Source organism: Sphingomonas sp. Leaf5 (genome assembly GCF_001421155.1).
In the GTDB taxonomy this organism is placed as follows: domain Bacteria; phylum Pseudomonadota; class Alphaproteobacteria; order Sphingomonadales; family Sphingomonadaceae; genus Sphingomonas.
This window is the reverse complement of record NZ_LMJZ01000019.1, coordinates 41995-56282: the sequence shown is the minus strand read 5'-3', so window position 1 is coordinate 56282 and position 14288 is coordinate 41995. Positions and strand designations below refer to the sequence as shown.

Annotated in this window: 11 protein-coding genes and 2 tRNA genes; 4 read left to right on the top strand and 9 right to left on the bottom strand. The window is 66.7% G+C overall.

The window, feature by feature from the left end; translation table 11 throughout:
- Nucleotides 1-148: 148 nt before the first annotated feature.
- Nucleotides 149-1111 (top strand): family 43 glycosylhydrolase, encoded by a 963-nt coding sequence (locus ASE50_RS11570; RefSeq protein ID WP_056400364.1) that lies wholly within the window; start codon nt 149-151, stop codon nt 1109-1111.
- Nucleotides 1112-1521: 410 nt separating this feature from the next.
- Here ASE50_RS11570 and ASE50_RS11565 read toward each other — a convergent pair whose 3' ends face one another.
- On the bottom strand, nt 1522-2088 hold the full coding sequence (locus ASE50_RS11565; protein WP_056400361.1) for an FKBP-type peptidyl-prolyl cis-trans isomerase: 567 nt from the start codon (nt 2086-2088) through the stop codon (nt 1522-1524).
- A gap of 141 nt (nt 2089-2229) precedes the next feature.
- On the opposite strand from ASE50_RS11565, the gene asd reads away from it, so the two are divergent.
- Nucleotides 2230-3081 (top strand): archaetidylserine decarboxylase, encoded by an 852-nt coding sequence (gene asd, locus ASE50_RS11560; protein ID WP_056400357.1) that lies wholly within the window; start codon nt 2230-2232, stop codon nt 3079-3081.
- Here the strand turns inward: asd and ASE50_RS11555 are convergent.
- The 8 genes from ASE50_RS11555 to ASE50_RS11520 all read right to left on the bottom strand — a co-directional run bounded on the left by ASE50_RS11555 (nt 3078) and on the right by ASE50_RS11520 (nt 9983).
- On the bottom strand, nt 3078-4046 hold the full coding sequence (locus tag ASE50_RS11555) for a 2-hydroxyacid dehydrogenase (protein ID WP_056400812.1): 969 nt from the start codon (nt 4044-4046) through the stop codon (nt 3078-3080). The genes asd and ASE50_RS11555 overlap by 4 nt on opposite strands.
- Before the next feature lie 42 nt (nt 4047-4088).
- Nucleotides 4089-4164, bottom strand: a tRNA-Lys gene (locus tag ASE50_RS11550).
- A gap of 11 nt (nt 4165-4175) precedes the next feature.
- Nucleotides 4176-4251: transfer RNA gene (locus ASE50_RS11545), tRNA-Lys, on the bottom strand.
- A gap of 114 nt (nt 4252-4365) precedes the next feature.
- Complete coding sequence (gene rodA, locus ASE50_RS11540) at nt 4366-5502, bottom strand: rod shape-determining protein RodA (protein WP_056400354.1); 1137 nt, start codon at nt 5500-5502, stop codon at nt 4366-4368.
- Nucleotides 5499-7535, bottom strand: a complete 2037-nt coding sequence (gene mrdA, locus ASE50_RS11535) for a penicillin-binding protein 2 (protein ID WP_156347429.1) — start codon at nt 7533-7535, stop codon at nt 5499-5501. The genes rodA and mrdA overlap by 4 nt, the downstream gene beginning before the upstream one ends.
- A complete protein-coding gene (gene mreD / locus ASE50_RS11530; RefSeq protein ID WP_056400351.1) occupies nt 7532-8032 on the bottom strand; it encodes a rod shape-determining protein MreD in 501 nt (166 codons plus the stop codon). Before mreD ends, mrdA begins: the two co-directional genes overlap by 4 nt.
- Nucleotides 8029-8922 (bottom strand): rod shape-determining protein MreC, encoded by an 894-nt coding sequence (gene mreC, locus ASE50_RS11525; RefSeq protein WP_056400348.1) that lies wholly within the window; start codon nt 8920-8922, stop codon nt 8029-8031. The genes mreD and mreC overlap by 4 nt, the downstream gene beginning before the upstream one ends.
- Nucleotides 8923-8939: 17 nt before the next feature.
- Entirely contained in the window at nt 8940-9983 is a 1044-nt protein-coding gene (locus ASE50_RS11520; protein ID WP_055756311.1) for a rod shape-determining protein, read from the bottom strand.
- Nucleotides 9984-10123: 140 nt separating this feature from the next.
- On the opposite strand from ASE50_RS11520, the gene mutL reads away from it, so the two are divergent.
- Nucleotides 10124-11899 carry a DNA mismatch repair endonuclease MutL gene (mutL, locus tag ASE50_RS11515; protein ID WP_056400345.1) on the top strand — a complete coding sequence of 592 codons (1776 nt, stop codon included), beginning with the start codon at nt 10124-10126 and terminating at the stop codon, nt 11897-11899.
- Nucleotides 11900-11909: 10 nt separating this feature from the next.
- Nucleotides 11910-14078 (top strand): xanthine dehydrogenase family protein molybdopterin-binding subunit, encoded by a 2169-nt coding sequence (locus tag ASE50_RS11510; RefSeq protein ID WP_056400343.1) that lies wholly within the window; start codon nt 11910-11912, stop codon nt 14076-14078.
- The last annotated feature ends 210 nt before the right edge of the window (nt 14079-14288 follow it).

Here is a 14288-nt window from a genome sequence, read left to right as displayed (position 1 = left end):
TTCTGGACCCCCGCCTTCACGGGGGTACGGCGAATTCAGGGTTGAGCGGACGGCTCTTGCAGGCATGATCTCGAAAGGAACGGCGGAGCAGTTTCGCCAACGTCCCGACGAACCAACACACGATCCTCCGAACCCACGGGAACCCCCTATGCGCAAACACCTGTTCCTGCCGCTGATCCTCCTCACCAGCGTCGCCGCCGCCCCGGCCGGCAATCCGCAGTTTCAGGGTGCCGATCCGCACGCGATGTTCATCGGCAACGAACTGTGGGTCTTCCCCACCGGCGGCCCCGGCGGAAGCTGGGCCGCCGACCGGTTCGGGGCGTTCTCGACCCGCGACCTGAAGAACTGGCGACCGCGCGGCGAACTGATCCGCCGCGATCAGATCGGCTGGATCACGGATGACGGCGCGCCCGAACATTTCCTCTGGGCACCCGGCGTCGCGACGCGAAACGGCAAATATTATCTCTATTTCTCGGTCGGGCCGCAAAACCCGACCCCCAGCCGGATCGGCGTCGCCGTCGCCGACCGGCCGGAGGGACCCTATCGCGACAGCGGCCGCCCGCTGGTGACCGGGGGCAAGGGCTTCGAAGCGATCGACCCGATGGTCTTCAACGATCGGCGGTCAGGAAAGAGCTATCTCTATGCCGGCGGCAGTGCGGGCGCGAAACTGCGGGTGTGGGAACTGAAACCCGACATGGTGACCATCGCCCGCGAGATGCCGGTCGCCAACCCGCCCCAATTCACCGAAGGTGCCTTTCTGCACGAACGCGGCGGCACCTATTATCTGTCGTACAGCCATGGCCGGTTCAACGGACCCGATTATTCGGTGCATTATGCGACCGCGCCGTCTCCGGTCGGCCCATGGAACTATCGTGGGCCGATCCTGACCAGCGATGCCACGCACAAGGGGCCGGGCCACCACAGCTTCGTTACCACCCCGAACGGCCAGTCGCTGATCGTCTATCACCGCTGGGAAAACCCGCAGGGCGGCGCGCCCTATCGCGGCGAGCGGCAGGTGGCCGTCGACCGGGTCCAATATGCCCGCGACGGCCGCATCCTGCCGATCAGGATGACCGACGGCGCGGCTGCGCCGACGCTGGATGGCAAATAGGGGGCTGATCGACATCCAGTGATAACCAGGGGATTTCGTCATTCCCGCGCAGGCGGGAATCCATAAACGCCGACGTTTTGGCTGGATTCGCAACACTGGCGCATATGGACTCCCGCCTGCGCGGGAGTGACGATAATGGATGGAACGGTATTCCTGCGCCCGTTCAATTGAATGTCGATTGGTCCTAGGGGGCTGGTCCGACCGACGCAAAGCCGCGGCTTGGGTCCTGCAAAATCTTTGCCGAAATTCGGACACCTTGCCCCGACGGTACCCCCGCGCAGGCGGGGGCCCAGGGTTCCAAGTGCAAGCCGTTGTTCTGCTTGGCTCTGAACCCCCGCCTGCGCGGGGGTACGGCGGGTCCTTGCCGCGTTCGGTTCAAACCCGGCGCACCACGCCTCCAGCCCCTTCGGTCACGGCTTTGCGGCAGGGGCCGGCTCCGCCGCAACCGGGTTGTTCATCGCCTGAACTTCGGCCGCGGTCTTGAAATCGAGCAGCTCGACCTGAAACACCAGATCGGAATTGGCCGGGATCGGCCCCGACTCCCGCGCGCCGTAGCCGAGCGTGGCGGGAATGCAGAAACGCACGACCGACGTCCTGGTCATCGTCTGCAACGCTTCCGAAAAGCCCGGAATGACCTGCTCGATCGGCAGCGGCGATTGCATGCCCTGATCGAACATCGTGCCGCTGGCCGCCAGATAGCCGATATAGTTGACCAGCGCGATGTCGTTCGCGGTCGGCCGGGTGCCGGTACCGGGCCGCAGGACGGTATAGCCGAGGCCCGACGCCGTTCTAATCGAACACAGCCGTTGTCCGGCCGGAATGGTCGGGTTGAGCGGCAGCGGGATGATCGCATTGTCGGGCTTCACCACCGCGACGGGCTTTTGCGCGACGGGCTTCTGCGCGACGGCCGATACGGTCGATAGCAGCGCCAGCAGGGGCAGGGCGGACAGGCGGGCGGCGCGGAACGATTGGCTCATGCGGCGCGCCTATAGGCCGGACCGCCCCGCCGCGCCATGCGTTTCCGCTGGACATATGCCGCCGCCTGCCTAGCGTCGGTCGACCTGACAAGGCCGGTCGCGACGTCATCGCTATCCGTGCGTCCTATCCAAAGGCCGATTGTGTCCGACCGTCTGAAGATCCTGATTCAACATCTCTTGCCCAAACGGCACCTCACCGGCCTCGCCGGCCGGGTCGCGCGCGCGGAATCCGCGCTGTTCACGCCGCGACTGATCCGGTGGTTCGCGCGGCATTATGGTGTCGACATGCGCGAAGCCGCGAATTCGGACCTTGGCAGCTACAAATCGTTCAACGACTTCTTCACGCGCCCGTTGCGTGACGGCGTCCGGCCGCTCGCCGGTGTCAACTTCGTCTGCCCGGTCGATGGCGCGATCAGCCAGTTCGGCGCGATCAACGACGGCCGGATCTTCCAGGCCAAGGGGCATCGGTTCACCGCGACCGAACTGGTCGGCGGCGAGGCGACCCTCGCGGAACCGTTCTTGCGTGGCAACTTCGCCAACTTGTACTTGTCGCCAAAAGACTATCATCGCCTGCACATGCCATGCGACGGCGTCCTGGCGCGGATGATCTACGTACCGGGCGCGCTCTATTCGGTGAACCCGGTCACTGCGCGCGGCGTGCCGAATCTGTTCGCCCGCAACGAACGCGTCGTCTGCGTCTTCGATTCACCGGAACATGGCCGCTTCGTGATGATATTGGTCGGTGCGACGATCGTCGGCAGCATGGCGACCGTCTGGCACGGTGTCGTCAACCCGAAACGGACCGGCCACATCGCCGAATGGTCATACGCCCCGGACGACGTCGCCTTGAAGCAAGGCGATGAAATGGGCCGGTTTCTGCTGGGATCGACCATCGTCATGCTGTTCGAACCCGGTCGGATCGCGTTCAATCCGGATTGGGCACCGGAACGGCCGGTTCGGCTGGGCGAGGCGATGGGCGTCGCGCCGGCCTAACGCCGGTTCGACGCTGCGGTCTCCGGCACCGGCGTCCGTGCCGGATCGCCGTCGAACCACGCGATCAGATTGTCGACGACCAGCTGCCCCATCGCCGCCCGTGTCGCGACCGACGCCGATCCGATATGCGGCAGCAACACCACATTCTCCATGGCCAGCAGGGCATCGGGTACGTTCGGTTCGTCCTCGAACACATCCAGCCCCGCGCCACCGATCCTGCCGGCCTGCAACGCCTGCACCAGCGCCTGTTCGTCGACCACGCTGCCGCGCGCGACATTGACCAGCACGCCGTCGGGGCCGAGCGCCACAAGCACCTCCGCATCGATCAGGTGCCGGGTTCCGCTATTGCCGGGGACGATCACGATGACGACGTCCGATGCCGCCGCTAGTGCCGCCGGTGTGTCGAAATAGCGATAGGAAACGCCGGCCTGCCGCGAACGTCCGTGATAGGCGATCGGCACGCCGAACGCCTCGATCCGTTTCGCAATCGCCTTGCCGATCGCTCCCAGCCCGACGATGCCGACCCGGCGTCCGCGTAGCGTCGGCGAAAGCGGGAAGGTCCCGGCCGACCAGCGCCCATCGCGCACGAACCGATCCGCCTGCGGAATACGCCGCAGCGTCGCCAGCAGCAGCCCGACGGCGAGGTCGGCGACTTCATCGTCAAGGACGCCGGGCGTGTTGGTGACCATCACGCCGCGGGCCGCGGCGGCATCCGCATCGATATTGTCGTAACCGACGCCGAAGCTGGCGATGATCTCCAGCGCGGGCAACCGGTCGAGCCAGCTTGCGTCGATCTTCCCGGCAAGCGTAGTCACCGCCATGCCGACGACGTCGGGTCCGACCTCCGCCAGAAACGCGTCACGGTCGTCCTGTTCCCACAACCGGTGCAGCGTGAAACGTTCTTCGAGCGCGGCAATGACATGGGGTGTCAGCGCAGCGGGCATCAGGATCTGGGGATGGGTCATCGTGCAACGATAGCACGCGAACGGCGGTGCCGCTTCGAAAACTGGTGGACGCACTTGGGCTCGAACCAAGGACCCGCTGATTAAGAGTCAGCTGCTCTACCAACTGAGCTATGCGTCCATTCGGACAGGTGGTGGACGCACTTGGGCTCGAACCAAGGACCCGCTGATTAAGAGTCAGCTGCTCTACCAACTGAGCTATGCGTCCGTCGCCTGCGCGATGGGGCGGATCGGTTTGGGGCCGTTCCGCCGTTGGAGCGGGGCCTTTAGCGAACCTTGCCGGCGATGCAAACCCTATTTCTCGCCAGCCTGAAAATTAGCGTCAGAAGCGGACGCGTTCGCGGTTCTCGCGGTCGATCGCCATCAGGATGCCGATACAGCCGAGCACCGTCATCTGCGCCGACCCGCCATAGCTGACCAGCGGCAGGGGGATGCCGACCACGGGGGCCAGCCCCATCACCATCATCAGGTTGATGGCGACATAGAAGAAGATCGTCGTCGCCAGCCCGCCCGCGACCAGCTTCGAAAACCGCCCCTCCGCCCGCACGCCGACGCCGACACCCCACCGGACCAGCAGGATGAACGCCGTGATCAGGAACACCCCGCCGACCAGCCCCCATTCCTCCGCCATCGTCGCGAACACGAAATCGGTATGCCCCTCGGGCAGATAGTCGAGATGGCTTTGCGTGCCGTTCAGGAACCCCTTGCCGAAGATGCCGCCCGATCCGATCGCGATCTTCGACTGGCTGATATGATAGCCGGTGCCGAGCGGGTCGCTTTCGGGGTCGAGGAAGATCAGCACGCGGTTGCGCTGATATTCGTGCAGCAGGAAATGGAAGGCGAGCGGGGCCGCGATCGCGAGCCCCAGCGCACCGCCGACGAACAACCGGATCGGCAGCCCGGCAAGGAACATGACGGTCAGGCCGCCCGCGGTAATCATCAGCGCGGTGCCCAGATCGGGTTGCAGCATCACCAGCACCACCGGGATGCCCAGCATCGCCGCCGCCGGCCACACCGCGCTGAACCGCCGGATCTCGCCCGCCGGCAGCAATTCGTAGAAGCGCGCCAGCGCCAGCACGATCGCCGGCTTCATGAATTCGGACGGCTGAACCCGGATGAAGCCGAGATCGAGCCAGCGCTGCGATCCGCCACGCACCGCCCCGGCCAGTTCGACCAGGATCAACATGACCGTTATGACGGCATAGGCCGGCAGCGCGAGGTCGCGCCAGAAGGTCAGGCGGATGCGCGAAATACCGATCGCGAGCAGCAGGAAGATGGCGAAGGCGATCCCCTGTCGCGACGCCCATGGCTGGACGCTGCCGCCGGCCGCCGAAAACAGCACGACCAGTCCGAAGCCGCCGATCGCCAACAGCAGGAACAGCACCCGCCACGGCAATTGCGCGAGCGGGGCGGGGACAAAGCCCAGCCCGTGCGAGGTCGTTTGGTTGAGGCGTTTCATTCTGTACGTCGGGTTTCGTTCGATTGGGCGACGGCGGGGTCGGGTTCGATCTGGTTGGCGACAGCGGAATCAACGACGTTGGTCGTCGCCCCCTCGACATCCGCCGGCGTCGCAGGGACGCTCAGCACCGGCACGCGTTGTGCGGCTTCGAAACTCCGCCACTGGGTCGCCATGCGGGCGTTGATGTCGCCACCCCATTCGCGTTCGAGCGGTTCGAGGCGGGCCATCGCCTTGTCCCGGTCGAACAGCCACGACAGGATGTCGCTGGCGATCGGCGCGGCGGTATAGACGTGGCCGGAATGTTCGAGCACGACCGACACCGCATAGCGCGGCGCGTTGGCGGGAGCGTAGCCGATAAACAGCGAGTGGTCGCGCATCTTGAACGGCAGGGCACCATCCCCCAGCACGCCGGTGCGCCGTTCGGCCATGGTGATGCGGCGAACCTGTGCCGTGCCGGTCTTTCCCGCCAGTTCGATGCCGGGCAATCCCTGAAACCGCGAACGCCCGCCGGTACCACCGCCGTTGATGACCGCCCATGTCGCCTTGTGCACCGTCTCCAGCATGGCCGGATCGATGTTCATCGACGGCGCGGGCCGGTGCGGGGTGTCGAGCAGCAGGCGGGGCACGACCTGTCGCCCCTGCGCGATGCGGGCGGCCATCACCGCCAGTTGCAGCGGATTGGTCAGCACATAGCCCTGTCCGATCGACGCGTTGACCGAGTCCGCAACGGTCCATTTCTGCTTGTATTTCCGTAACTTCCACGCGCTATCCGGCACGGTGCCATAGCGTTGCGACTGAAAGGGCAGGTCATATTCCTGCCCCAACCCCATCGCGCGCACGGTCGGCGCGAAATTGTCGTACCCCAGCTCGCGCGCCATCGTGTAGAAATAGATGTCGCAGCTCTGCGCGACCGCGCCGACCATGTCGAGCGGGCCGTGGCCGCCGCGCTTGTGGCAATGGAATCGACCGGTGCCGACCTGCAACACGCCCGAGCAGTTCACCCGGCGATGCGGATCGATCCCCGCGCGCAGGATCGCCAGCGCGTGCATCGGTTTCACCGTCGATCCCGGCGGATACAGGCCCTGCAACGTCTTGTTCATCAACGGAATATGGTCGTCGCTCGACAGCATCTTCCATTCGAGCCGCCCGATGCCGTCGGAAAAGCTGTTGGGGTCATAGGCCGGCATCGATACCATCGCCAGCACGTCGCCGGTCACCGCGTCCATCACCACCGCCGATCCGGAGTTGGGCCCCAGCCGCCGCGCCGCATATTCCTGTAGCCCCAGATCGATGGTCAGCCGGACGTTCTTGCCCTGCTTGTCGGGACGGGTTTCGAGTTCGCGGACGATCTGGCCGCGCGCCGTGACCTCGACCCGCTTGGCACCGGCGGCACCACGCAGGTCGGGTTCGAGCGTCTTTTCAAGGCCATCCTTGCCGAGCTTGAACCCCGGCGTCACCATCAGGGGATCGCGCGTCTGCTTGAACTGTTCGGCGGTCGCAGCACCGACATAGCCGGTCAGATGCGCGACGGCGGCCCCCGGCGGATAGCTGCGCGAAAACCCCCGCGTCGGCTGCACGCCCGGCAGTTCGGGCAGGCGGACGCTGACCGCCGCGAACCGTTCCCAGTCGAGATTCTCGGCGACCTGCACCGGCGTGAAATTGCCGGCGCGCTTCAGGTCGGTCTGGATGCGCGCCATGTCCTCGGCGGTCAGCGCCAGCAATTGCTGCAACTCGCCGAGCACGCGGTCGCCATCCTCCATCCGGTCGGGGATCAGGTCGACGCGAAAATCGGTGCGGTTGTTGGCGATCGGCGCACCATGCCGGTCGATGATCCAGCCACGCCGCGGCGGGATCATGGTCAGGTTGACGCGGTTGCTTTCGGCGAGGAGGTTATAACGCTCGTTCTCGGCGACCGACAGCCACGCCATCCGCCCGGCCAGCACGACGCCGACCGCCGCCTGCGCGCCGCCCAGCACCATCGCCCGCCGGGAGAAGCTGAACGCCTGTGCGGCTTCGGTGACGATCCTGCTCATTCATCCTCACGGCCCGCAAGTGCCGTACATAGCCGCGTGGCCAGCGGAAACAACGCCACCGACACCACGATCTGAAATACCAACGCCATATCGACCTGCGCCGAAAGCCGGCTGGCGAAGATCCGCCCCGCCATCAGGCACAGCGCGATCGATCCGCCCGCCAGCAGCCAGTCCTGCCAGAAATCCCGCGTCACCAGCCGTGTATCGACCAGATCGAGCATCAGCGAACATATCTGCCACATCAGCGCGGCGCTGCCCAGCGGCTGTCCGCTGACCAGATCGTCGAACAGGCCAAGCGGTGCCGCTGCCCAGACCGGCAGAGCACCGGGCCGGAACAGTCGCCAGCCAAGGAACATCAACAGCCCGAACGGCGGCAGGAACGGCACCGATGCCACCACCGGGATCAGCGTCATCAACGATCCGGCGAGAATGCTGATGACCGCCTTGCGCGTCAGGACGCGATCGTTGCGATCGTCGTCGGGCCCCAGCAGCTTCATTCGGCGGCGGGCTCGGGACTGGGCGTCGGGGTCGGGCGCGGCACCGGCGGTTGCAGGAACGCACGCTCGACCAGCGCGAAGTCGAGCGCGTCCGGTTCGGCGAACACCCGCGCCGGGGCGACGTCGCGCTGGCTGCGCGAAATCCGGGCGACGGGGATGCCGGGCGGATAGAGGCCGCCGGTCCCCGAGGTGACGAAGACATCGCCCGCCAGCAACGGCGCATTGACCACGCCGGCGGTGCGAACCTCAACCTGTCCGTTGCCCAGACCGGCGACGATCGCCGACAGCCCGTCGCGGGTCCGGCGGACCGGCACGATGCTTTCGGGATCGAGGATCAACAGCACGCTGGCGGTGTTCGGGCTGGTTTCGACGATCCGGCCGATCAACCCGTCGGGACCGCGCACCGGCTGTCCGCGCAGCACGCCCTGCGACGATCCGGCGTTCAGCGTCGCATAGCGCCGGGTGCTGCCGGCCGAACTGTTGACCAGCCGCGCCGCGATCACCGGCGATGCCGAACGGTCGCGCAGCGCCAGCAAGATCCGCAACCGCGCATTTTCGCGGTTCAGCGACCGTGCCTGCATCAGATAGCGTCGCGTCGCCGCCTCGCGGGCGCGCAACTGCCGGTTTTCATCGACCGCACCGAAATAATCGCCGATCCCGCGCGGCACCGACGACACCCCGTCCCAGACCCAGTCGAGCCCGGCCGAGACCGGCGTCGTCGCTTCGCGTACCGCCCCGCGGAACACGGCAAAGGCGCGCGGATCGATGATCGAAATCAGGAGCAGAATGGCACCGACCAATGCGCCGCTCGCCGCCAGCACATAGCCCGCGAACACGGTATACTGCGCCCGCCGCGAGAACCCCGGACGGTGGTTGCGTGGCGGTGCCATGCTCCCCGACCCCTATATCAAACGGCGAGCAGGACGCCCTTGTAGATCGGATCCTCAAGCGCACGCCCGGTGCCGAGCGCGACGCAGGTCAGCGGGTCCTCGGCGACCGTCACCGGCAGGCCGGTCTCGTCGCGCAGCACCTCGTCGATCCCCTGCAACAACGCGCCACCGCCGGTCAGCACGATGCCCTGATCGACGATATCGGCGGCCAGTTCGGGCGCGGTGTTTTCCAGCGCGATCCGCACGCCTTCGACGATTGCGGCGACCGGTTCGGACAGCGCCTCGGCGATCTGGCCCTGATTGATCTGGATTTCCTTGGGGACCCCGTTCACCAGGTCGCGGCCCTTGATGTAGATCAGCGTACCGATGCCGTCCGCCGGCGGCTTGGCGGTGCCGACTTCCTGCTTGATCCGTTCGGCGGTGGCTTCACCGATCAGCAGATTGTGGTTGCGGCGGACATAGCTGACGATCGCTTCGTCCATCTTGTCGCCGCCGACGCGAACCGACGTGGAATAAGCGAGCCCGCGCAGCGACAGAACGGCGACTTCGGTGGTGCCGCCGCCGATGTCGACGACCATCGACCCGATCGGCTCGGTCACCGGCATGTCGGCACCGATCGCGGCGGCCATCGGCTCCTCGATCAGCCATACCTGCGAAGCGCCTGCGTTCGACGCGGCATCGCGGATCGCGCGGCGTTCGACGCTGGTCGATCCCGACGGCACGCAGATCACGATCTGCGGCCAGCGGATGAAGCGGCGCTGGCCATGCACCTTCTGGATGAAATGCTTGATCATCTGTTCGGCGACGTCGATGTCGGCGATCACGCCGTCGCGCAGCGGACGAATCGCCTCGATCGATCCCGGCGTCTTGCCCATCATCAGCTTGGCGTCGTCGCCGACCGCCTTCACCCGCTTGACGCCGTTCAGCGTTTCGACCGCCACCACCGACGGTTCGTTCAGCACGACCCCGCGACCGCGCAGATATACCACCGTATTGGCGGTACCCAGGTCGATCGCCATGTCGTGCGACATGAACTTGAAGAAACGCGAGAAGAAGGCCATCGATACTTCCGTCTTTGCCCGCGTGTCCCGACGCGGCGGTTCGCAGCTTGTACCTCGACCCGTCCGATCGGCTATCCGATCGGTTGCACGATGGCAGTTCCAGGTCGCGGGATGAGGCCGCTTGGGCTAGAGCGATCTCCATGTCAATACGCCGTCTCCCCGAGCATCTCGTCAACCGCATCGCCGCCGGGGAAGTGGTGGAACGCCCTGCTTCCGCGCTGAAAGAACTGGTCGAGAACGCGATCGACGCGGGAGCGACCCGGATATCGGTTCGCCTGGCCAGTGGCGGCATCGACCTGATCGAGGTTGCCGACGACGGCTGTGGCATGGGACCGGCCGATATGGCGCTGGCGCTCGAACGCCATGCCACCTCGAAACTGCCCGACGACCGGATCGAAGCGGTCACGACCCTCGGGTTCAGGGGGGAGGCGCTGCCGTCGATCGCCAGCGTCGCCCGCCTGTCGATCGAGAGCAGACCAGCGGGGTCGGAGGGCTGGCTGCGCACCGTCGACAATGGCGAGGTGGTCGACGATCGCCCCGCCGCCGTGCCGCCGGGCACCCGCATCCGGGTGGAAGGGCTGTTCGCCCGCGTGCCGGCGCGACGCAAGTTTCTGCGTTCGGCCCGGTCGGAATTCGCCTCATGCGTCGATCAGGTCCGGCGACTGGCGATGGCGCGCCCTGACATCGCCTTCACCCTCGAACATGATGGCCGGCGGGTGCTGGGCGTGCAGGCCGGCGAGTCGCGGCCCGAACGCGTCGCGGCGCTGACCGACCGGGCGCTCGCCGCCAATTCGGTCGGGCTGGACTGGGCGCGTGAGGGGATGCGGCTGGGCGGCGTCGCCGGGCTGCCGACCTTCCACCGCGGCGTGGCCGATCATCAATATCTGTTCGTCAACGGCCGCCCGGTAAAGGATCGGCTGCTCTCGGGGGCGGTGCGCGGTGCCTATGCCGAGATGCTGGCGCGCGATCGGCACGCGGTGGTGGCACTGTTCCTCGACGTCGATCCCGACCTGATCGATGTGAACGTCCATCCCGCCAAGACCGAGGTGCGCTTCCGCGACCCGGCGGCCGCGCGCGGCCTGATCGTCGGTGGCCTGCGCCGGGCGCTCGACGAGGCCGGCTTTCGCGCGGCGCAGCGCCCTGCCGAGGAAGCGATGGCGGCATGGACGTCGGAACCGGTCGCACCGGCCGTCCCCTCCGCGCTGCCGCTGCCTCCGTTGGCGGAGGCGACCATAAAGTCGGGCTTCGCCTTCAACGAACGTCGCCCGACCTTCTTCGCACCCCCGCCGCAGGCACGCGCCGAAGTCGCCAGCGAACCGCCGCCCGCCGTTACGCAATTCCCGCTGGGCGCTGCCCGTGGACAGGTCGCGCGGACCTACATCGTTGCCGAGGCCGAGGACGGGCTGGTGCTGGTCGATCAGCATGCCGCGCATGAACGGCTGGTGCTGGAACGGATGCGCGCGGCGTTGGCGACGGGCGGGGTCGCGCGACAGGCGTTGCTGATCCCCGAAGTGGTCGAACTGGACGAAGTCGCCTGCGATGCGCTGGAGGACAAGGCCGACGAGCTGGCGGAATTCGGCTTGGAGCTCGAACGGTTCGGGCCGCGCGCGATGCTGGTGCGTGCCGTCCCGGCGGTGCTGGGGCAGGGCGATGTCATCGGCCTCGTCACCGATCTGGCCGACGAGATCCGCGCGCACGACGCGGCGCTGTCGCTCAAGGAACGCATCGACCGTGTCGCGGCGACCATGGCCTGCCATGGATCGGTGCGGGCCGGGCGGGTATTGTCGGTGGTCGAGATGAACGCGCTGTTGCGCGAAATGGAAGTCACGCCACATTCGGGCCAGTGCAACCATGGTCGCCCGACCTGGATCAAGCTGGCGCATGGCGATATCGAAAAGCTGTTCGGCCGGAAATAGGAAGCAAGCTATGAAGTTCACCCAAGCCGCCGGACCGAACCCGACCGATACCATGCGGGTTCTGGGCCGCCCGACCGACCGGATCGAAGGGCCGCTGAAGGTCACTGGCCGTGCGACTTATGCCGCCGAATTCGCGCCTACCGACATGGCCTATGGCATGATCGTCACGACGACGATCGCCAGCGGACGGATCGTGGCGATCGACGCCGCCGCTGCGCTGTCCGCGCCCGGCGTGCTGGCGGTGGTGACGCACGAGAATGCCGGGCCGCTGGCGCGCGGCGACGATCACAAGGTGCCGATGCTCGCCGGTCCGCAGGTCGATCAGTTCGGGCAGGCGGCGGCGCTGGTCGTGGCCGACAGCTTCGAAACGGCGCGCGCCGCCGCCCGGCTGGTCCGGATCGACTATGCTGCCGACGACGGGGTGTTCGACCTTGCCGGGGCAAAGGACGCCGCCACGCGGCATTCGTCGCACGATCATGGCGATTTCGACCGCGCCTTCGCCGATGCCGCGGTGCAGGTCGATGCGACCTACACCACCCCCGATCACGCCCATGCGATGATGGAGCCGCATGCGACGATCGCGGCGTGGGACGGCGACGAACTGACGCTGTGGACCGCGAACCAGATGGTCGACTGGGCGGCGCGCGACATGGCCAAGGTGCTCGCCATGCCGAAGGAGAAGGTGCGGATCGTCGCCCACCATATCGGCGGCGGGTTCGGCGGCAAGCTGTGGGTCCGCGCCGATGCGGTGCTGGCCGCGGTCGCGGCGCGGCGGGTGGGGCGGCCTGTTAAGGTCGTGCTGACCCGGCCGCAGATGTTCAACAATACCCCGCACCGGTCGGCGACGATCCAGCGTCTGCGGCTGGGTGCCACGCGGGAGGGGCGGTTGACCGCGATCGGGCACGAAAGCTGGTCGGGCGACGTCGCTGGCGGCAGTCCCGAAGGGGCGGGCGCGCAGACCCGGCAGCTCTATGCCGCGCCGAACCGCCGGGTCGACGAATGGCTGGCGACGCTCAACCTGCCCGAATCCAACGCGATGCGCGCGCCCGGCGAAGCGGTGGGCATGATGGCGATCGAAGCGGCGATGGACGAACTCGCCGAAAAGCTGGGCATCGATCCCGTCGACCTGCGCATCCTCAACGATACGCAGGTCGATCCCGAAAATCCCGAACGCCGCTTCTCCCACCGCGATCTGGTCGGATGCCTGCGCGAAGGGGCCGATCGTTTCGGCTGGAGCGCGCGGGTGGCAACGCCGGGCGCGCGGCGCGATGGCCGCTGGCAAATCGGCATGGGCATGGCGGCGGCCTATCGCGGCAATATCGTGCTGAAATCGGCCGCCCGCGTGGGTATAAATGTTTCCGGACACGTGACCGTCACCACCGACATGACCGACATCGGCACCGGCAGCTACACCATCCTCGCCCAGACCGCCGCCGAGATGCTGGGCGTCGACCTCGAAAAGGTAACCGTCTGGTTGGGCGAATCCAGCTTTCCGATCTCCGCCGGTTCGGGCGGACAGTTCGGCGCGAACAGTTCGACCGCGGGCGTCTATGCCGCCTGTGTCGGCCTGCGCGACCGGATCGCCGAAGCGGCCGGTTTCGAAGCCGCCACCGCGCGCTTTGCCGATGGCCGGGTGTGGTCAGGCAACAAGTCGATCGCGCTGGGCGAAGCTGCGGGCGGGCAGGGGATCGAGGTCGAGGACCGGATCGAATTCGGCAACCTGACCAGAAAGTACGTGCAGGCGACGTTCGGCGCGCATTTCGTCGAAGTCGCGATCGACGCCGATACCGCCGAGATCCGGGTACGGCGGATGCTGGGCGTGTTCGGTGCCGGACGCATCCTCAACCCCAAATCGGCGCGCAGCCAGATACTGGGCGCAATGACGATGGGCGTCGGCGCGGCCCTGACCGAGGAACTGGTCGTCGACGCCCGGCTCGGCGGGTTCATCAATCACGACATGGCCGAATATCATGTGCCGACCCATGCCGATATTCCGCATCAGGACATCGTCTTCCTCGACGAAGAGGACCCGCTGTCGTCGCCGATGAAGGCGAAGGGGGTTGGCGAACTCGGCATCTGCGGCGTCGGCGCGGCGGTGGCCAACGCCGTCTACAATGCGTGCGGCGTCCGGGTGCGCGACTATCCGATCACCGTCGACAAGCTGTTGGCCGGAATGTAGGTTCCGGCCGATCCCCACCGACGCTGTTCGGGCAGCTACGTCTCCGTTGATCCGCTTGAAGGGGACCTGCCTGCGATCCACCACGCTCGTTGGACGCCGGTGTTGGTGATGGCCAGACAGCCGGAGCTGTTGCTTACCTATTTCATCGTCGTCGTCGCACCGGCGATACTATTGCTGGCACTATTCTTCCAGACTAGACCGCACTGAACG